At 68.9% G+C, this 19,058-nt stretch carries 17 protein-coding genes; 11 read left to right on the top strand and 6 right to left on the bottom strand.

Going from position 1 to position 19,058, the window contains the following annotated elements:
- The 11 genes from acnA to AC1DBQ_RS13635 all read left to right on the top strand — a co-directional run.
- Positions 1–1,646, top strand: a 1,646-nt coding sequence (gene acnA, locus AC1DBQ_RS13685; RefSeq protein ID WP_476929025.1) for an aconitate hydratase AcnA, incomplete at its 5' end; no start/stop codon positions are given.
- A gap of 162 nt (positions 1,647–1,808) precedes the next feature.
- Entirely contained in the window at positions 1,809–3,782 is a 1,974-nt protein-coding gene (gene dxs / locus AC1DBQ_RS13680; RefSeq protein ID WP_476929024.1) for a 1-deoxy-D-xylulose-5-phosphate synthase, read from the top strand.
- 76 nt (positions 3,783–3,858) lie between these two features.
- The gene (locus tag AC1DBQ_RS13675) at positions 3,859–4,416 is read left to right on the top strand and encodes a hypothetical protein (protein ID WP_476929023.1); all 558 of its coding nucleotides are present in this window, start codon (positions 3,859–3,861) and stop codon (positions 4,414–4,416) included.
- Between the two features lie 67 nt (positions 4,417–4,483).
- A complete protein-coding gene (locus tag AC1DBQ_RS13670) occupies positions 4,484–4,702 on the top strand; it encodes a helix-hairpin-helix domain-containing protein (protein WP_476929022.1) in 219 nt (72 codons plus the stop codon).
- A 53-nt stretch (positions 4,703–4,755) separates the two neighbouring features.
- A complete protein-coding gene (locus tag AC1DBQ_RS13665) occupies positions 4,756–5,733 on the top strand; it encodes an aldo/keto reductase (RefSeq protein ID WP_476929021.1) in 978 nt (325 codons plus the stop codon).
- A 116-nt stretch (positions 5,734–5,849) separates the two neighbouring features.
- Complete coding sequence (locus AC1DBQ_RS13660; protein WP_476929020.1) at positions 5,850–6,878, top strand: nucleoside hydrolase; 1,029 nt, start codon at positions 5,850–5,852, stop codon at positions 6,876–6,878.
- 124 nt (positions 6,879–7,002) lie between these two features.
- Positions 7,003–7,824 (top strand): ECF transporter S component, encoded by an 822-nt coding sequence (locus AC1DBQ_RS13655; RefSeq protein ID WP_476929019.1) that lies wholly within the window; start codon positions 7,003–7,005, stop codon positions 7,822–7,824.
- A gap of 33 nt (positions 7,825–7,857) precedes the next feature.
- Positions 7,858–8,616, top strand: coding sequence for an energy-coupling factor transporter transmembrane component T (locus AC1DBQ_RS13650; protein WP_476929018.1), 759 nt, complete (start codon positions 7,858–7,860; stop codon positions 8,614–8,616).
- Positions 8,613–10,157, top strand: coding sequence for an ABC transporter ATP-binding protein (locus tag AC1DBQ_RS13645; RefSeq protein WP_476929017.1), 1,545 nt, complete (start codon positions 8,613–8,615; stop codon positions 10,155–10,157). The genes AC1DBQ_RS13650 and AC1DBQ_RS13645 overlap by 4 nt, the downstream gene beginning before the upstream one ends.
- Before the next feature lie 55 nt (positions 10,158–10,212).
- Complete coding sequence (locus tag AC1DBQ_RS13640) at positions 10,213–10,647, top strand: hypothetical protein (protein WP_476929016.1); 435 nt, start codon at positions 10,213–10,215, stop codon at positions 10,645–10,647.
- 75 nt (positions 10,648–10,722) lie between these two features.
- Entirely contained in the window at positions 10,723–11,211 is a 489-nt protein-coding gene (locus AC1DBQ_RS13635; RefSeq protein WP_476929015.1) for a hypothetical protein, read from the top strand.
- Positions 11,212–11,260: 49 nt separating this feature from the next.
- Here the strand turns inward: AC1DBQ_RS13635 and AC1DBQ_RS13630 are convergent, their stop codons facing one another.
- The 6 genes from AC1DBQ_RS13630 to AC1DBQ_RS13605 all read right to left on the bottom strand — a co-directional run bounded on the left by AC1DBQ_RS13630 (position 11,261) and on the right by AC1DBQ_RS13605 (position 18,994).
- Positions 11,261–13,420, bottom strand: a complete 2,160-nt coding sequence (locus AC1DBQ_RS13630) for a 3-hydroxyacyl-CoA dehydrogenase NAD-binding domain-containing protein (protein WP_476929014.1) — start codon at positions 13,418–13,420, stop codon at positions 11,261–11,263.
- Positions 13,417–14,787 carry a thiolase family protein gene (locus AC1DBQ_RS13625; protein WP_476929013.1) on the bottom strand — a complete coding sequence of 457 codons (1,371 nt, stop codon included), beginning with the start codon at positions 14,785–14,787 and terminating at the stop codon, positions 13,417–13,419. The genes AC1DBQ_RS13630 and AC1DBQ_RS13625 overlap by 4 nt, the downstream gene beginning before the upstream one ends.
- 125 nt (positions 14,788–14,912) lie before the next feature.
- Positions 14,913–16,271, bottom strand: a complete 1,359-nt coding sequence (locus AC1DBQ_RS13620; protein ID WP_476929012.1) for an HRDC domain-containing protein — start codon at positions 16,269–16,271, stop codon at positions 14,913–14,915.
- A gap of 61 nt (positions 16,272–16,332) precedes the next feature.
- A complete protein-coding gene (locus AC1DBQ_RS13615; RefSeq protein ID WP_476929011.1) occupies positions 16,333–16,980 on the bottom strand; it encodes a DUF3000 domain-containing protein in 648 nt (215 codons plus the stop codon).
- A gap of 69 nt (positions 16,981–17,049) precedes the next feature.
- A complete protein-coding gene (locus tag AC1DBQ_RS13610; protein WP_476929010.1) occupies positions 17,050–18,138 on the bottom strand; it encodes a threonine aldolase family protein in 1,089 nt (362 codons plus the stop codon).
- Between the two features lie 73 nt (positions 18,139–18,211).
- Positions 18,212–18,994 (bottom strand): SDR family NAD(P)-dependent oxidoreductase, encoded by a 783-nt coding sequence (locus AC1DBQ_RS13605; RefSeq protein WP_476929009.1) that lies wholly within the window; start codon positions 18,992–18,994, stop codon positions 18,212–18,214.
- Positions 18,995–19,058: the final 64 nt, after the last annotated feature.

Here is a 19,058-nt window from a genome sequence, read left to right as displayed (position 1 = left end):
GCGAGGACCTGCGCAACTACGTGAAGGAAGACCTCGCCGGCGGAAGCGTCGACGAAGCAATCGACGAGAGCTTCCCGGCGTCCGACTCGCCGTCCTTCACGGGCTCGGCAAGCCACGTCACGGACCAGGYCCCRCACGCCCACGGCCCGAAGTCCAACGGACGCCCGTCCAACAAAGTCAGCGTCACGACCGCCGACGGCCGCGAGTTCGAACTGGACCACGGCGCAGTCTCGATCGCCTCGATCACGTCCTGCACCAACACGTCCAACCCGTCCGTGATGCTGGCCGCCGCACTGTTGGCCCGCAACGCCGTCGACAAGGGCCTGACCTCCAAGCCGTGGGTCAAGACTTCCGTCGCTCCCGGTTCGAAGGTTGTCACCGACTACTACAACAAGTCGGGCCTGACCCCGTACCTGGAGAAGCTCGGCTTCTACATCGTCGGCTACGGCTGCGCCACCTGCATCGGCAACTCGGGTCCGCTGGACGCCGAGATCTCCGAAGCCATCCAGGCCAACGATCTTTCGGTCACCGCCGTGCTCTCCGGTAACCGCAACTTCGAAGGCCGGATCAACCCGGACGTGAAGATKAACTACCTGGCCTCCCCGCCGCTGGTCATCGCCTACGCCCTGGCCGGCACCATGGACTTCGACTTCGACAACGATGCCCTGGGCCAGGACGAGGCCGGCAACGACGTCTTCCTGAAGGACATCTGGCCGAACCCGGTCGAGGTCCAGCAGGTTATCGATTCCTCGATCGACAAGGAAATGTTTGCCCGCGGCTACGAAGGCGTCTTCGAAGGTGACGACCGCTGGAAGGCACTCTCCACCCCGGCCGGCGACACCTTCGCCTGGGACGAGAAGTCCACGTATGTCCGGAAGCCCCCGTACTTCGAGGGCATGAAGGCCCAGCCGGAGCCGGTCCAGGACATCACCGGTGCGCGCGTGCTGCTCAAGCTCGGCGACTCCGTCACCACGGACMACATCTCCCCGGCCGGTTCCTTCAAGTCGGACACCCCGGCMGGACAGTACCTGCTGGCCAACGGTGTGGAGCGCAAGGACTTCAACTCCTACGGCTCACGCCGTGGCAACCACGAGGTCATGATCCGCGGCACGTTCGCGAACATCCGCATCAAGAACCAGCTCCTGGACGGCGTCGAGGGCGGCTTCACCCGCGACTTCACCCAGGCCGACGGGCCGCAGGCCTACGTCTACGACGCCGCGCAGAACTAMCAGGCCGCCGGCACCCCGCTGGTGGTCCTGGCCGGCAAGGAGTACGGCTCCGGCTCGTCCCGTGACTGGGCAGCCAAGGGCACGGCACTGCTGGGCGTCAAGGCTGTTGTTGCCGAGAGCTACGAGCGTATCCACCGCTCCAACCTGATCGGCATGGGCGTCCTGCCGCTGCAGTACCCGGCCGGCCAGAACGCTGCCAGCCTGGGCCTGACCGGCACGGAAACCTACGCGGTTGAGGGCGTCACCGCCCTGAACGAAGGCACCACGCCCAAGACGCTCAAGGTCACCGCCACGGCCGAGGACGGTTCCGTCACGTCCTTCGACGYGGTCCTGCGCATCGATACCCCGGGCGAAGCGGACTACTACCGCAACGGCGGCATCCTGCAGTACGTGCTGCGCCAGATCTCCGCGAACTAGGGGAGGTCCTCCCGCCGGGAGGAACAGCAGTAGCGGCCCCGGCCGGTCATTGACCGGCCGGGGCTTCTGCGTTCCTTCGGTGTTCCTGCGCCGGTCCGGCGGCGGGCGTTCCCCGGAGGCGTTAGAGTTAAAAGGCATGTCTACCACCCGAAGGAGGGGCCGTTGGGAATCTTGGACACCATCCGGAATCCGCAGGACCTGAGTAAGTTGTCCGGGGCGCAGCTGGATCAGCTGGCAGCCGAGGTCAGGGATTTCCTGATCGGCAACGTCTCCCAGACGGGAGGGCACCTGGGCCCGAACCTCGGCGTMGTCGAGCTCACCATCGCGGTACACCGGATCTTMGATTCCCCCCGCGACAGCATTGTCTTTGACACAGGCCACCAGTCCTACGTCCACAAACTCCTCACCGGCCGGCAGGATTTCAGCACCCTCCGCCAGCAGGGCGGCCTCTCGGGCTACCCGGACCGTGGAGAATCCGAGCACGACATCGTCGAAAGCTCGCACGCGTCCTCGTCGCTGTCCTGGGCCGACGGCATCTCCCGCGCCCGGCAATTKACCGGCGACGGCGACCGCTTCGTCGTCGCCGTGGTGGGCGACGGTGCCCTGACCGGCGGCATGGCCTGGGAGGCCCTCAACAACATCGCGGCGGACAAGAAGCGCCGCGTCGTCATTGTGGTCAACGACAACGGACGCTCCTACGCCCCGACCGTCGGCGGGTTCGCCGACTACCTTGCATCMTTGCGTCCCACCATCGATTCCCTCCGCGCCGCCCCCGCCTACGAAGGCACGCTCGAATGGTGGAAGCGCAGGCTGCAGAACGGCGGCCCCGCAGGACAGTTCACCTACAAGAGCCTGCACGCCATGAAGAAGGGCCTCAAGGACTGGTGGGCTCCGCAGGGCATGTTCGAGGACCTCGGYATGAAGTACATCGGTCCGGTGGACGGCCACAACCTCCAGGCCATGGAAAACGCCCTCTCCACGGCGAAGAACTATGCCGGGCCCGTGATCGTGCACGCCATGACGGAAAAGGGTCATGGCTACGCCCCGGCCCGCGCCCACGAAGCCGACCAGTTCCATGCGGTCGGGATCATCGACCCGGAGACCGGCGCACCCGCCGAGGCCGGTGGCGCCAAGTCATGGACCGCCGTGTTCGCCGATGAGATCGCCGACATCGCCGACGAGCGCCAGGACATCGTCGGCATCACCGGGGCCATGCTGATCCCGGTCGGGCTGCACAAGTTCGCCGCCCGGCACCCGGACCGCGTGTTCGATGTCGGCATCGCCGAGCAGCACGCCCTCACCTCGGCGGCCGGCATGGCGTTCGGGGGACTGCACCCGGTGGTCGCCGTCTACGCAACGTTCCTGAACCGTGCCTTCGACCAGCTGCTGATGGACGTGGCCCTGCACAAAGCAGGCGTCACGATCGTCCTGGACCGGGCCGGGGTCACCGGGCCGGACGGCGCGAGCCACCACGGCATGTGGGACATGGCCATGGTCCAGATCGTCCCCGGCCTCCACCTMGCTGCACCCCGCGACGCCACCCGGCTGCGGGAGGAACTGCGCGAGGCCGTGGCCATCGAAGACGCCCCCAGCGTGATCCGCTACTCCAAGGGCAGCGTCGGCGCCGAGGTCGAGGCGCTCGAACGCCTGGCCGACGGCGTCGATGTGCTGGCCCGCCGCCCCGCAGGTTCCACGGAGAACGACGTCTTGATCGTGAGCGTCGGCGCCATGTCCGAACTCGCGCTGGACGTCTCTAACCGGCTCGGCGCCCAKGGGATCAGCTCCACGGTGGTGGATCCCCGCTGGGTCCTCCCGGTCCGGCGGTCCATCATCGACCTCGCCGCGCACCACCGCCTGGTCATCTGCATCGAGGACGGTGTGCGCGCCGGCGGTGTCGGCTCGCGGATCCGCCAGGAGATGCGCGCCGCCGGAGTGGACACGGCCCTCAACGAGGTCGGCCTCCSCGTCGAATTCCTCGATCACGGCACCMGAAAACAGGTCCTCGAGCGCGTTGGGCTGACCGCCCAGCAGATCACGCACGACGTCGTCGCCCAGGTCCTGGGCACCAAGGTGCCGTTCGCGCGTCCCTTGCCCGGCCACGAACACCCCAGCACCGGCAGCCTGCCGCTGCTGTAGCCAGCACGTCTGTTGAGCACTACCCCGTGCGGCCCCACCCTTGGCGGCGCCGTGCGGCCCAGGAAGGAACTGGCATATGAGTGGAATTATCCGGGTTTACAAACGCGACGAAGAGGGCACCCTGCAGTTCAGGGAGGCCTGGTTTGACGAGGACTACAGCCAGTTTGTGATGAACCACGGCGTCGTCGGGCACCAAAGCAAAACCGACGAGACCGACGTCGAGGACGCCGAAGTTGCCGAGCGCCTCATGGACGCCTTCGCGGTGCAGTGCGCCGAGGACGGCTACGCCGAAATTCMGGACGAGGAAYAGTTCTGGGTGGTGGCCCAGTACGCGCTGAAGACCAAGGAGGGGACCAGCCGCGACAAGTACCTCGAGGAGAAGGCCAAGGATGCCCTCATCAGCCATCTGGCCTGGCGGGGCCTGGGGATCGTGGACCGGAGCGAGTTTTCAGATGGCCGGCTCAACATCTTCTGCCTCACCCCGGACGTCAACAAGACGGTCAACGCCATCAAGGTGTGCATCCGGGRCGAGGACCTGGACTTCACCAAGCTGAGCATTGGGGCCGCGCCGTTTGGCGAGGAGRCCTTCAAGCTCAAACACTCACCGAAGCCGGCCAGCAGCTTCACGCTCTAGCCAACACCGGCAAGGAGCCCTGCACGGCTCGCATCAGTTTGGGGGCAACCGACTGAAAGGCAACGCAATGACGCKAAGATCCTCTCAACCAGGCAGCACACCGCTCCCCGCGGGACTGGCGGCGCCGGCGCGCAAGTCGCTCGCGCACGCCGGGGTGGAAACCCTCGAGCATCTCGTGGAGCTTGGCCGGCGCCGGCTTGCCGGGATGCCGGGCGTCTGCCCGCGCACCCTCGCGCAGCTCCAGGACGCCATGGACGAGCACGGACTGGAGCTGCCCGCGGGATAGCCGTGACGGCGGCRTTGGACGGGACGCCCGACCGGCCGTTATAGGGTAAATCCATGACTGAATACCGCCGTGTGGGAAATTCCGGACTATCCGTCTCGGTCGTGGGACTTGGCTGCAACAACCTGGGCCGGCCCGGGACCGTGACGGAATCGCAGGAGGGCACGGACGCGGTCGTGCATGCCGCCCTGGACGCCGGGATCACCTTCTTCGACGTCGCGGACAGCTACGGCCGGGAACCGGGACTCAGCGAGACGATGCTGGGCAGGGCCCTGGGCCCGCGCCGGGACGACGCCGTGATCGGCACGAAGTTCGGCATGGACATGCGTGGCGCCAACGGCGAGGACTTCGGCGCCCGCGGATCCCGCCGCTACATCATCAAGGCCGCGGAATCCTCGCTGCGCCGGCTCGGTACGGACTGGATCGACCTCTACCAGTTCCACACCCCGGACCCGCTGACGCCCATCGATGAGACGCTCTCGGCCCTCGAAGACCTCGTGACCAGCKGCAAGGTCCGCTACATCGGTCACTCCAACCGGGCCGGCTGGCAGATCGCCGAGGCCGAGTTCGTGGCCCGTGCCCGCGGGGGAGTACGCTTCATCTCCAGCCAGAACCATTACAACCTGCTGGACCGCCGTGCGGAGCTTGAGGTGACCCCCGCCGCCGAGGCCTACGGGCTGGGCGTCCTGCCGTACTTCCCGCTCGCCAACGGCCTGCTGACCGGCAAGTACTCCGCCGGCCGCGCCCCTGAGGGCTCCCGGCTCAGCCACACCCGCACCAACCTGGTGAACGACGCCGACTGGGAACAGCTGGGTGCCTTCGGCGACTTTGCCGCCGCGCGCGGTCTCACCGAGGTCCAGGTCGCGTTCTCCTGGCTGGCCGCGCAGCCGTCCGTCAGCAGCGTCATCGCCRGCGCCACCACGCCGGAGCAGGTGCGCCAGAACGCCGCCGCCGTGGCCTGGAAGCCAAGCCCTGCCGAACTCGCCGAGCTGGATGACCTCTTCCCGCGCACGCCCAAGGTGGCACTGTTCTGACCAATCAAGCCTCGAGCGATCCGGCACTGAATAACCCGACCCCGAATAATCCGACCCTGAACCGTCGGACCGGGGGCAGCTTGCCGGACGGTCTTCCAGCGACCAAATCGATCCTCATGGACGTCGACACCGGGATCGACGACGCGCTGGCCCTGGTTTATCTGCTGTCCCGGCCCGACGTCCGGCTCCAGGCCATCACCTGCACCGCAGGGAACGTCGGGGCGCGGCAGGTGGCGTTGAACAACCTTGCCCTGCTGGAGCTGTGCGGCCGCCAAGGCATCGAGGTGGCCATCGGCGCCGAGGTTCCGCTGGAGATCCCGCTGGTCACCACCGAGGAGACCCACGGGCCGCAGGGGATCGGCTACKCCGAGCTGCCGCCGCCGGTCCAGCAGATCTCGGCGCGGCACGCCGTCGACGTCTGGRTGGAGGAGGTGCGGGCACATCCGGGGGAGATCACCGGACTGATCACCGGCCCGCTGACCAACTTTGCCCTCGCCCTGCGCCGCGAACCGGAGCTCCCTCGGCTGCTCAAGGGGCTCGTGATCATGGGCGGCAGTTACTACTACCAGGGCAACACCACCCCGACGGCCGAATGGAACACCTCGGTGGACCCGCACGCCGCCAAGGAAGTGTTCGCMGCTTACCGCGGACTGCCCGAGGACAAGCTGCCGATCGTCTGTGCGCTGGAGACCACCGAGCGGATCGAGATGCAACCGGAGCACTTGCGGCGCTTGAGCGAGGCCGCAGGCGCGCCGGAACCTGAACTGGTCCTCCCGGAGCAGCCGGAGGGCCTGCGCAGCCCGTCCGGGAACCCGCTCGTCGCCTGCCTGTCCGACGCCCTGCGCTTCTACTTCGAATTCCACCGCCTCTACGACCAAGGCTATGTGGCGCACGTGCACGACGCCTTCGCGGCGTGCGTTGCCGCGGGGCGCACACCGTTCACGACCCGCCCGGCCACGGTCGACGTCGAAACGGACTCTCCGCTGCTGATCGGCACCACGGTGGCAGACTTCCGCGGGCTGTGGGGGCTGCCGCCCAACGCCAGGATTGTGTCCGACAACAACCCCGAGCACTGCTTCGACGAACTGATTTCCTCAATTGGTGCCCTTGGACGCGCCGTGGGTGCGCGGTCGCCGGGCGCCTGAGGCGTTCCGCCTGAGACGGGGCCGCCAGTGGGTTCCCGTGCGGGTCCGCGGATCGCTAGGATGGTAGCTGCGCCGAGGTGACATGAGGCGGATGTTGTCGCACCCACCCAAAGGAACACCTCCCATGTCACAGCCAGCCCTTACTGTCACGGACCCTGGACAGGCGGCCGGCCGCGGTCGCCKCCTGCTCGAAATCGCCGGCGCCGCATCCATCGCCGCCACCTACGTCTTCCTGGTGCTGACCCAGCCCGCTGACATTGCCAACGGCCCGGCAAGCTTCTCCGCGCTCGTGGCCCTCGGGGGCTTCTTGCTCGGCGCTGTGCTGCTGATTGTCGCCGTCCTGCCGGTCCTTCCCACCTCCACTCTGGTCCTCATCCCCGTGGCACTTGTCCTGAACGTGGTCCTCGGACAGCTCATGGGCAGCACCGGCCTGCCGTTCTACATCGACGCGATCGKCACCGTGCTGATCGGCGTCCTCGCCGGCCCCGCCGCCGGCGCCGCCACGGGCGCGCTGAGCAGCATCGTCTGGTCCTTCTTCAACCCCACGGTCCTGCCGTTCGCCGCCGGCGCCGCCCTCATCGGCTTCCTCGCCGGCATGGCTGCCCGCGTCGGCCTGTTCCGCCGCTTCTACCTCGCACCCGTGGCCGGCTTCATCACCGGCATCCTCGCCGGCGTCGTCTCCGCCCCGATCGCCGCGTTCGTCTTTGGCGGCACGTMCGGCCTCGGCACCGGTGCGATTGTCAGCGCTTTCCGCTCCATGGGGGACACCCTCCTGGCCGCCATCACCAAGCAGGCCCTGATTTCGGACCCCATGGACAAAGCGATCGTCTTCACCATCGCGGCGCTGCTGGCCTACGCCCTGCCCCGCCGCACCACGTTCCAGTTCCCCTTCGTGCGGCGCTTCCGCGTACTCGCCGGCAAAGCCCCGTCGGCGCCCGACGCCTGAGCCGTGATGCTGTGACACTGCGGCCCTGATCCTATGACCCTGCGCCTTCACCCCTTCACCGCGCTGACTGCGGCGGCCTGTACTGCCGTCATCACGACGGCGGCAGCCAGCTGGCCGTTGTCCGTCGCCGTCGGACTCGCCGCGGCGGTCCTCGCGGTGCGCCGTGGAGTCGCGGGGCGGGTCCTGTCCGCCGCGGCGGTGATCCTGGTGCCCCTGTTCCTGTCCTTGCTGGTKCTGCACGGTCTCTTCTTCCCCGAAGGCCACACTGTCCTCGCTGAGTGGGGACCGGCGCGGGTCACCGCCGAGGGCCTGCGATTCGCGCTGGAGCTCGGAACCCGGACCGCCGCCTGCGTCCTGGTGTTCCTCCTCTTTTCCTTCACGGTGAGCGTTCCGGACCTCGTCTCGGCCGTCTCGGCCCGCCGGATCCCGCCGCAGTTCGGGTTCGTCCTGGCCTCCACCCTGACCCTCCTGCCTGCCGTCGCGGGCCGCCTGGACCGGATCCGCCAGGCCCAGGAAACGCGCGGGATGGTGATCCGCGGCGGGCTGTGGTCGCGCGCCGGCGCGCTGCGCCTGCAGATGATTCCGCTGGTTCTGGCGCTGATGGACGACGCCGGCAGCCGCGCCCAGGCGCTCGAGGCCCGCGGGTTCGGCAGCCCGGGACCCCGCACCAGTTACCGCGACGTCGCCGACCCGCCTGCCCAGAGGCTCTTCCGGGCCGCCGCATTCGTGCTCGCTGCCGCAGCMGTCGCCGCTCGGCTCGTTGTCTCCTGGCCTGCCGGAGGGCTGTMGTGACGGCGGCCACCCGCACGGCGCTCCGGGCGCGGATTGATGCCTTCACGTTTMATGGCGAGAGTCAGCCGGCGCTGCGCGATGCAACTCTCTCGGTCACGCCCGGCTCCCTGACCGCCGTCCTGGGCGGCTCCGGGAGCGGAAAGTCCACGCTCGGAAAACTGCTGGCAGCCTGGCTGCGCGCCGGCCACGCGGGGGAATTCCGCGGCAGCCTCGAGCTCGACGGCACCCGGCTGGATTTCCACGGCGCGCCCGACGACCCGCGGATCAACCCGGCCGAATGGTCCCGCCGCGTGGCATTCGTCCCGCAGGACGCCGCCTCGATGCTTTCCACGGTGCGCGCCACAGTCGCCGAGGAGCTGGCCTTCGGCCTGGAACTCMGTGCGACGCCACGGGCGGACATGCTCCGCGCAGTCGAACGCACCGCCACGCGGACCGGCCTGTCCGGGCTACTGGACCGCGACCCGGCCACGCTCTCCGGCGGAGAGCTGCGTCGGCTCGCGGTGGGCTGCGCGGTCATCGCGGAACCGGACATGCTCATCCTTGACGAGCCGATGGCTTCCCTGGATGCGGCCGGGTCCGCGCGGATCGAGGAGCTGATCCGCGGACTCTGTGCCACCGGCACCGGCGTCGTCCTGCTGAGCCAGGCGGCGGACCGGCTTGCCGGCGAAGCCACGCACTGGACCGTCCTCGACGCCGGGACCGTCACCGCCGCGGGGGCGCCGGCACAGCTGATCGGCTCGGCCGAGCTGGAGCACGCCGGGGTGCTTGTGCCCGGAGTTCTCCTTCCTGACGTTGCAGCAGTCCCCGGTCCAGCCCCGGTGCCTCCCGCGGTACCGGGCCCCGGGCCGGCKACGCCCGAACCATGCCTTGAACTACGCGGCGTCGGGTTCGGCTACGGCCAGGACCCGCGGCGGCGTGGGATCGGTCCCCGGCAACGGGTCCTGCGGGACGTGGACCTCGCCGTTCGACCGGGCGAGATCATCGCCGTGACCGGTCCCAACGGCGCCGGCAAATCGACGCTCCTGCGGCACTTCAATGGACTGCTGCGGCCCGCGGAAGGAGACGTCCGGGTCTGCGGACGCAGCATCGCCGGGGTGCCCGTGGGAACGGTCGCGGCCTCGGTGGGCCTGCTGTTCCAGCACCCCCGGGACCAGCTMTTCGAACGGACTGTCCTGCGGGAAGCCGCATTCGGCCTCCGGCAGCTCTTCGGCAAAGCCGAAGCCGAGGACAGGGCACGGGCGGYGCTGGCCGCCGTCGGGCTTTCCACCGCTGCCGGGGCGGTCCACCCGGCCGAACTGTCCGCCTCACAGCAGCGGCTGCTCGCCCTGGCCACGGTCCTGGCCCGCGAACCGGCTGTGCTGGCCCTGGACGAGCCCACCGTGGGGCTGGACCGGCCTGGACTCGAACGGCTCGGCAGGGCCGTCGAGGCCGCGGCGGCGCGGGGGACCGCCGCCGTCATGGTCACCCACGACCTCGCCTACGCCCGCGCCACCGCGCACCGGATCCTTGAGCTCGACGGCGGGAGCCTGCGGGAGCTCTGACGGGCGGGGGCTTGTGACCCTACCGGGCGGCCGGCCAGTAGCCGAGCATTGGGCCATGACCACCACACCGGACGCCGCCCCGACCACGAGTGCGGCAGTCCCGGCCGTCCTGACGATTTCGTCCGGGATATGGCTGGTGATCGGGGCAGTAGGAACCCTCTGGACACTGATGGGGTTGCTTATGATCCTGGCCTTCGGCGGGATGGTCGCCCCGGAGACGTACCTCCCGGCCCTGGCGCTTAGCGTTGCCAGTGCGGCCGCGTTTGTGGCCGGTGCTGTGTTCGCCCTGCTCCTGAGACGGGGCCGCCGGCTGGCACGCATCGTCCTGTCGGCGTATCCGGTGGTCCTTCCGGCGCTCTTCGTCGCCCGTGGCGTTCCGTCAGCCGGCGAAGTGCCATGGCGGGACGTTCTGCTGTCTCCCATCSGTGCGATGGGTGTGGTTGCGGTCGTGGCCACGGTACTGATGTGGCTGCCGGCAGCCAGCGCCTAGTTCACGCGCTGCGCTGCGCAGACGCTGGAAACGTCAGCCGGTTGGGAGCCGCCGCCCTACCGCGTGCCACCAACGGTGGTGGCATCGGTCTGGATCCTGGTCGTCGCCGGCGTTGTTGCCGCTCTGCAGGCGGTGCTGGGGCTGGTCCTCCTTGCGGGAAGTATTGGTTCAGGCGGAAACACGACTCCGGCGCTGGTGCTTTGGTTGACGCTTGCCTCGGTGGCGGCTGCAGACCTCGCCTGTGCCAGGGCGGTMCGCCGCGGAAAGCCGTTCGTTCGGCCCATCGTGACCCTTATTCCGCTGGCGGGCCTTGCCCTCGTCGTACTGGCCACGCTCGCCGGTTTAGCGTCCTTATCCGCCGAGAATCCGGCCACCCCGGGCGGCGTGCTGTCAGGGATCCTCCTGACGGTCTCCACCCAGGGTCTGCCGCTCATCGCCGGCCTGGTTCCTGCGGTCCTTGTCTGGCGGCCCTCTGCCGGTCGACACTTCCGCCGCGTCGCTGTGGCTGTTCCGGCCGGCACAGGAGGCCTTGATACGGCGCCGCCACCGCCCGCAGCCGGGTAAGCTGCGGACAGCGGCGGCGGCTCTGCGTGGCCCTGGGAGCCGGGGCCGGTCAGGCGGCGGGCTCGGAGGCTACGCCCGGGGCGAGGAACTTCTTGCCGTTGACCCGCTCCGAGGCGCCCACCCGGTCCAAATACGGGGTGATGCCACCCAGGACCATCGGCCAGCCTGCGCCAAGGATCATGCAGAGATCGATGTCCTCCGGACCGGCCACCACACCTTCCTCGAGCATGAGCCCGATTTCCTCCGCCAGGGCGTCCTGTGTGCGGCGCAGGACTTCCTCCGCGGTGGACGGGCTGCTGCCGAAGGACATCAGCGCGAGGGTCTCGGCCGGGATGACGGGATTGCCGTCCGCACCCGGAGCCCAGATGGACTTCACGCCGTTGTCGATCAGCGCCTGCAGGTTCGCCGAAACCCGGAACCGGTCCCCGAAGGCCGCGTGCAGCGACTCCTGGACGTGCTGGGCCACCGGCAGGCCCACCATGGCGCCAAGCACAAAGGGAGTCATCGGCAGGCCCATCGGCCGCAGCGCGTTGTCTGCGACCTCGGCCGGGGTGCCCTCGTMGAAGGCGGCGGTTACTTCGCCCATGAGGCGCAGCAGAACGCGGTTGACCACGAATGCGGCGGCATCCTTGACGAGAACGGCGGACTTCTTCAGCCCCTTCGCGAGTTCGAAGGCGGTGKCCAGCACGGCGTCGTCGGTCTTCGGTGCGCGGACAATTTCCAGCAGCGGCATGACTGCCACGGGGTTGAAGAAGTGGAACCCGACGAGCCGCTCCGGGTGTTCGAGGTCCGCGGCCATGGCCGTGACGGACAGCGACGAGGTRTTGGTCGCAAGGATGCACTCGGGCGATACAATCGCCTCGACCTCCTTGAAGACCTGCTTCTTGACGTTGAGTTCCTCGAAGACGGCCTCGATCACGAAGTCGGCGTCCGCGAAGGCTTCCTTGGACACCGAGCCGGTGACCAGCGMCTTGGTGCGGTTGGCGGCGTCGGGGCTGATCCGCTTCTTGGCCAGCAGCTTGTCCACCTCGGCGTGCACGTAGCCAACCCCCTTGTCCACCCGGGCCTGGTCGATGTCCGTCATCACCACCGGCACCTTGAGCTGGCGGGCGAAGAGCAGGGCGAGCTGGCTTGCCATCAGGCCCGCCCCCACCACGCCCACTTTGCCCACCGGGCGGGCAAGCTTCCGGTCCGGGGCGCCGGCCGGGCGCTTCGCGCGCCGCTGCACGAGGTCCAGGAACGCGTAGACGGTCGAGCGGAACTCGGGGGTCTGCATGAGGTCCGCGAGGGTATCGCACTCGAGTTCGGCGGACTGCGCCTGCGTCAGGGTCCGGTTGGCCTCCATGACCTCGAGGACCTTGGCCGGCGCGGGGGAGGCATTGGACGTCTTGGCCTCGACAAAGGCCCGGCCCTTCGCGACGGCGGCCGCCCAGCGCCTTGCGACCTCCGGAGCGGCGGGGTCGACGGCGTTGGCCCGCTCGGGCGCCACGGCGCCGGCAATGACCTTCGCGGCCCAGGCGACGGACTGCTCAATGAAGTCCGCCGGCTCGAACATGGCGTCCGCCACGCCGAGCTCAAAGGCCTGCGGACCCGTGAGCGTGCGGTTGTTGCTCAGCGGGTTTTCGATCATGACCTTGAGCGCGTTCTCCGGCCCGATCAGCCGCGGCAGGATATACACCCCGCCCCAGCCCGGAATCAGCCCGATGAAGGCTTCGGGCAGCGCCAGCGCGCCGGCGCCCGTGGAGACGGTMCGGTAAGTGGACTGCAGCGCGATCTCCAGGCCGCCGCCCAGGGCCAGACCGTTGATGAACGCGAAGCTGGGGACGCCGAGTCCGGCCAGGGTGGAGTAGACCTCGTGGCCCAGTTGGGCCATCCACAGGCCCTGTTCACGCCCGCTGACCGACTTGACCGTGGACAGGTCCGCGCCCGCCACCAGGAAGTACGGCTTGCCGGTAACGCCCACGCCGGCAATCTCGCCGCGGGCAGCGCGCTCCTTCAGCCCCTCCAGGACCGTCCCGAGTTCCACGAGGGTGTTGGGCCCGAGCGTGGTGGGTTTGGAGTGCTCCAGGCCATTGTCCAGCGTGATGAGCGCAAAGGTGCCGGGGCTTTTGCCATCCACGGCGGGGAGCTCGATGTCCTGGACGTAGGAGTGGGTGACCGTCTCGTTCGGGAAGAGATCGGCAAGCTTGCGGAAATCAGCGGCGCTCATGCTGCGGCTCCAGTCGTGGTGGTGGCGGAATCGGGGATGGTGTATTCGGTGCCGTAATCCGCGTGGTGGGGGTTCTCCCAGATGACGGTGGCCCCCATTCCGAGGCCGATGCACATGGTGGTCATGCCGAAACGGACCGTGGGGTCTTCTTCGAACTGCCGGGCCAGTTGGTTCATCAGCCGGACCCCGGAGGACGCCAGCGGGTGTCCGACGGCGATCGCGCCGCCGTAGCGGTTGACGCGGGAGTCGTCGTCGGCGATCCCGAAGTGGTCCAGGAAGCTGAGGACCTGGACGGCGAAAGCCTCGTTGATCTCGAAGAGGCCGATGTCCCCGATGCCGAGGCCGGCGTTCTTCAGTGCCTTCTCGGTGGCCGGAACCGGGCCGATGCCCATGACCTCGGGTTCGACGCCGGCGAAGGCGTAGGACACCAGGCGCATCCTGACCGGCAGGCCGAGTTCCTCGGCGGCGTCGGCGGAGGCCAGCAGGGCGGCGGTGGCGCCGTCGTTGAGTCCGGCGGCGTTGCCGGCGGTGACCCGGCCGTGGGCACGGAACGGGGTCCGCAGTGCGGCGAGGTCCTCAACCGTGGTGCCCGGGCGCGGCGGCTCATCCACCGTGTTCACCGTCCACCCCTGACCCGGCTTCATAGTGGCCACCGGCACGAGGTCGGGTTGGATCTGGTCCTTTGCGTAGGCAGCGGCCAGCTTGTCCTGGGAAGCGACGGCGTAGGCGTCGGTGCGTTCCTTCGTGATGGCCGGGAAGCGGTCGTGCAGGTTCTCGGCCGTGTTGCCCATGTTCAGGGCCGCCGGGTCAACGAGCCGCTCGGACATGAATCGCGGGTTGGGGTCGGCGCCGGCGCCCATCGGGTGGTTGCCCATGTGTTCCACGCCGCCGGCAATGACGACGTCGTACGCGCCGAAGCCGATCCCGCTTGCCGTCGTGGTCACGGCGGTCATGGCGCCAGCGCACATGCGGTCGATCGCAAAGCCGGGCACGGTCCGCGGGAGCCCGGCGAGCAGGGCGGCGGTGCGGCCGATGGTCAGGCCCTGGTCGCCCGTCTGGGTGGTGGCGGCGATCGCGACTTCGTCGATCCGTTCCGCCGGAAGCGAGGGGTTGCGGCGCATCAGTTCGCGGATGCACTTAACCACGAGGTCATCGGCGCGGGTGCCGGCATAAATGCCTTTTTCGCCCGCGCGGCCGAAGGGGGTGCGGACGCCGTCGACGAAGACGACCTCGCGGACGGTGCGGGGACCCGCGGTGCGGGGACTCGCGCTGTTGGTCTTGCCGTTGCTGGTTGTTCCGCTCGTGCTGGCTGGGCTMACGTGGTGCTCCTCATTGAGACATGGGTGCCGGATCCGCGCCTGCGGCAAGGCCTGGTGCAGGCTTTGCCGCAGGCAGGAGGAATCCGGGCGACATCATGCATCATGTTACTCGCCGGTAACATAGCTGGCAAGGAGGCGGGGAGCCGCGTTCGAGGTCTCCCGTGAGGGGTGGACTATCCGGCGGAACCGGATGGCACCTCCGCGGAGGCTTTCGGCTCCTTAGCGGGCAGCGGCTCGGGGTGCAGGAAGGCCTCGGTGATGAGCGGAGCGGTGATTTCGATCTGCCACTGGCGTGCTCCGAGGTTCGCGAGCTCCTCGGCCACGCCTTCCTCGCTGAGTTCGGCCGGCGGACGCCACGCGACCCGGCGGAGGTAGTCAGGTGTCAGGAGGTTTTCCACGGGCAGATTCAGTTCCTCGGCCCTGCCCTGAAGCTTGGGGCGGGCTGTGGCAAGCCGCGCGGCGGCCTCCGGGTCCCGGTCCGCCCAGACGCGCGGCGGCGGGGGAGCGTTGGTGGGCAGGTGCAGCGGGGGAAGGTCTTCCAGGGCCCTGGCGGCGGCGATGCAGCGCAGCCAGCGGGGCGCCTCGCGCTGGGCGGCGCGGCCATGGAACCCCTTGGTGCCGAGCAGCTGCGGGACCGTKGTGGGCATGGCCTTGGCGGCGGCAACGAGGGCGGAGTCGGGGATCAGCCGGCCGGGGGCGACGTCGCGCTTCTGGGCCAGGGAATCGCGCTCCAGCCACAGCTCCCTGACGGCGGCCAGCTGGCGGCGGTCCCGGATCTGGTGCAGCCCGGAGGTCTTGCGCCACGGGTCAACGCGCGGCGGGGCCTGCCCGGCCTCAAGGATGGCGGCGAATTCCTGTTCGGCATACTCCAGTTTGCCGTCCGCGACGAGGAGTTCGATGAGTTCCTCGCGCAGCTCGGTGAGGACTTCGACGTCGAGGGCGGCATAGCGCAGCCAAGGTTCCGGCAGCGGCCGGGTGGACCAGTCGGCGGCGGAGTGTTCCTTGGCCAGACCGAAGCCCAGGAGCTGTTCGATCACGGCGGCGAGGCCCACTCGGGGCAGCCCGGCCAGCCGCGCGGCGAGCTCGGTGTCAAAGAGCTTGTCCGGCCACATGCCGAGTTCGGACAGGCAGGGGAGGTCCTGGCTGGCGGCGTGCAGGATCCATTCGACGCCGCGCAGGGCGTCATTGATGATGCTCAGGTCCCCGAACGGTTCGGGATCGATCAACCAGGTGCCGGAGCCTTCGCGCCGGATCTGGACGAGGAAGGCGCGCTGGCCGTAGCGGAAGCCCGAGGCCCGTTCCGCATCCACGCCCGCGGGCCCGTGGCCGGCGGCGAGGGCCGCGGCGCAGCGTTCGAGTCCGGACTGGGTTTCGATGACCAGGGGCACGCCGTCACGGGGGGCGTCGAGGTCGATCACTTCAGGGACCAGGCTGTCGAAGCCTTCCACCGTGATGTGGGCTGTGGTGTCAGCGGCCTCTGTCGTATTGTGAACGGCGCCGGCCGTGCTGATTTCCGGATTTTGAGGGGTCATGGTCTMTACAGTTTACCKACAACATGGCGTATAAGGCCGTGACCGTGGCCGAATAAACGCCTCACGCGTGTCCGCGGGGGCGCCGGGGAAGGGGGGTGACACCCTCGGGCAGGGGCGGCAGCCCGGCGAAGGTGCAGACCATGTCMGACCACGCCTCCAGGTGCGAGGTGATGTCCGGGGTGGCGGGGGTCCAGGAAGCCCGGAGTTCGATGTCGATCGAATCCGGCCTGTCCGACAACGTTCCAAAGCTCTCTGAGAGCACCCTCGTGGCCGTGCCGCCGGCGGAKCGGTAGGGTGCCTGGTGGTTGTCCAGCGCCTCGACCAGCCAGGTCCACGCCACCGATCCCAGGAGTTCGTCGTTGCCCATCTCAGGTTCCAGCTGGGCGCGGATGTAGGTGACGATCCGGAACTCCCMGTCCCACACGGCCGAGCCGTCGGGATCGTGGAGCAGGATGAAGCGGCCGGTGGCGAGTTCGACGTCGTCGCTGCCGGACGCACGCGCCAAAGCCGCGGCGGCCGGGCCGTGGACCGCGCCGCCGGCGGATTCGCMCGGGCCGATCACTTCTGCGCCCAGGGCGACGGCGAACGGTGCCAGCCGCGACGGCGCCGGAATTTCGTCCAGGTGAAGTTCGCTGCGGCACCGAGCCTGTCGAAGGGTCCCCAGGGCGAAGAGGAAATCTGCCGGAACCTGATCGAGGGAGCTCACCATGGAAGATTATGCAACGGCCGTGCCCCTGCCSGGCAGGCTCGCCGCCGGACAGGKGAAGCAGTGCAGGGCTCAGGCAGCCGCKAGCTCGCGCTTGATGGCCGCAATGAACGAATCAACGTCTTCCTCGGTGGTGTCGAAGGAGCACATCCAGCGGACCTCACGGGCCGCCTCATTCCAGTCGTAGAAGCGGAAGGACGTACGCAGCCGGTCTGCGACACCGGCAGGCAGGATGGCGAAGACGCCGTTGGACTCGGTCTTCTGGCTCAGCGTGACGCCGGGGATCGACTCGACGCCGGCGCGCAGCCGGGCGGCCATGGCATTGGCGTGCGAGGCCGACCGCAGCCACAGATCCCCCTCGAGGAGGGCAATGAACTGCGCTGACATGAAGCGCATCTTCGAAGCCAGCTGCATGTTCATCTTGCGCAGGTAAATCAGGCCGTGGGCGGCATCAGGGTTCAGCGCGATGACAACCTCGCCGAACAGCAGGCCGTTCTTGGTGCCGCCGAAGGAGAGGATGTCCACGCCGGCATCGCGGGTGAAGGCCCGCAGCGGAACGCCGAGGTGCGCGGCGGCGTTGGCCAGCCGGGCGCCGTCCATGTGCAGTTTCATGCCCTTTGAGTGGACATGCTCCGCGATGGCCTGGACCTCCTCCGGGGTGTAGCACGTGCCGAGCTCGGTGGTCTGGGTGATGGAGACGGCCAGCGGCTGGGCGCGGTGCTCATCGCCCCAGCCCCAGGCTTCCTGGTCGATCAGCGCAGGCGTGAGCTTGCCGTCCGTGGTGGGGACCTGCAGGAGTTTGATGCCGCCGATCCGCTCCGGTGCACCGTTCTCGTCCATGTTGATGTGGGCGGTGGAGGCGCAGATCACGGCACCCCAGCGCGGCAGCAGCGACTGCAGKGACAGGACGTTGGCGCCGGTGCCGTTGAAAACGGGGAAGCACTCGATGCCGTCGCCGAAGTGGTCTTCCATCAGCTTCTGCAGGCGGGCGGTGTACTCGTCCTCGCCGTAGGAGACCTGGTGGCCTTCATTGGCGGCAGCCAGGGCCGCGAGGACCTCCGGGTGCACGCCGGAGTAGTTGTCCGAGGCGAAGCCGCGGACGGAGGGATCATGGAGCCGCACCGCAGTGCTGGCAGGGGCAGTTTCAACTGTGCTGGTCATCGCTTTGCTCACGCTTTCAGTCTAAGAGGTCGGCCCGCAAGGGCTAAGTCCGGTCGCTAAGTCCGGGGGCAGTTCAGTGGCTGAGCAGCAACCGCTGGCCGTTCAGTTCCCCGGCGGGAGTGCTGAAGAGCCCGAYGGCGGCAGCCGCCAGGGCTGCGACGTCCGTGAAGCCGGGGAATTTGCGCTCGGGGGCCTTGGCCCGCATGGCAGGGTCAACGAGGGCCTTCACCACGAAGATGACGGCGGCGCTGCTCAGTTCCGTTTTGTCCTGGCCGGTGGCGTGCTGCACCGGGCCGGTTGGCTCGGTGCTTCCAGCGCCGTCGATCGCGGGCTGCGCCCGCCGAAAGCCGTCAGCGACCGCCAGCGTCCAGGCTTCGGCTGCGGCCTTGGCCGCGGCGTAGCTGGCGCCGCCGGCTGTCGGGGCGCTCACGGCCGTTGACGACACCATGGCGAAGCGCCCGGTGTCCGAGGCCGCGAGGTCATCGAAGAAGACACGGCTGACGTTCCGCAGCGTGGTGACGGCGTTGCGTTCCAGGAAGTCCCAGTCCTCGTCGCTCTGGTCTGTGATGCCTTTCGCGCCGCGCCAGCCGCCCACGAGATGGATGACGCCGTCGACGCTTCCCGCCAGGCCCGCGACGCTCGCCCGCAAGGCGCGGACGTCGGTGAGGCTGGCGAGGTCGCAGACAAGCGGCGTGACGCCGCTGCCGGCGTCGGCAGCGGCGGCCTCGATCCGGGCGGCGTCCGAGCCGACCGTGAAGACCGCATGGCCCGCTTCGCGCAGGGCGCGGGCCATCGCGATTCCCGATGGCCCGCTGCCCCCCGTGACCAGCACGTTCAAAGTGCGTCCGGCACTCATCCGGCGTTCAGGGCCTCGGCGCCGCTGCCGCTGGTTTCTCCGGTGTCAGAGGACCCCGTGATGC

It is taken from the genome of Arthrobacter sp. 10T413_2 (assembly GCF_056394205.1).
The sequence above is the reverse complement of the archived record's forward strand: the minus strand, read 5'-3'. Positions and strand labels throughout refer to the sequence as shown.